Source organism: Mesorhizobium sp. M7A.F.Ca.CA.004.12.1.1 (assembly GCF_003997835.1).
Taxonomy (GTDB): domain Bacteria; phylum Pseudomonadota; class Alphaproteobacteria; order Rhizobiales; family Rhizobiaceae; genus Mesorhizobium.
In genome coordinates this window covers 1-555 of record NZ_RZRK01001463.1, presented here as the reverse complement: position 1 = coordinate 555, position 555 = coordinate 1, and the positions used below count along the sequence as shown (strand labels likewise).

Below are 555 nucleotides of genomic sequence, written 5' to 3'. Positions count from 1 at the left end.
GAATGGCGATGCCCACATCAGGCCGAGGCCGACCGAGGCACGCAACTTCATGCCGACCGAGTCCTGAGTGACGCCAGCGGTGTCGACCTTGCTTCCATAGAGCGTTGCCGCGTCCGCGAAGACCGCGCCACGCAAGCCAAAGCTCTCCGGAATGACCGGGAGCGGGAACTGGGCCTCTGCCGACGCATTGAAATAGGTCGTGCCGCCGAGATGGTCGCCAGTAGCAGTATCGACAGGACCGATGCCGCCATAGGCGAAGCCACGGATCATGCGATCGGTGCTCTGGAACTGATCGAAAATCCGCAGACCATCGCTGCCGTATCCTTCAACATGGCCAGCGCCACCTGAAATGAGCCCGACCAGGTCGTACTGCTCCGACAGCGTCTGGTAGATGCTGCCGCGGCCCGTGACTTTCACGAACTTGGCATCACCACCGAGGCCTGCGACTTCCACGGTCGTGGTGGCATAGATACCCTCGTGCGGGCTCTTCATATCGTCGATGGTGTTGTAGACCAGCCCGAGGCTGACCGACGACTTGATCCAAGGGCTTTGTTC

1 protein-coding gene is annotated in these 555 nt (G+C 61.1%); it reads right to left on the bottom strand.

Annotated elements, in window-relative coordinates:
- The coding region (locus EN984_RS37050) for a BamA/TamA family outer membrane protein (RefSeq protein ID WP_164766047.1) at nucleotides 1–555 on the bottom strand (555 nt) is incomplete at both ends.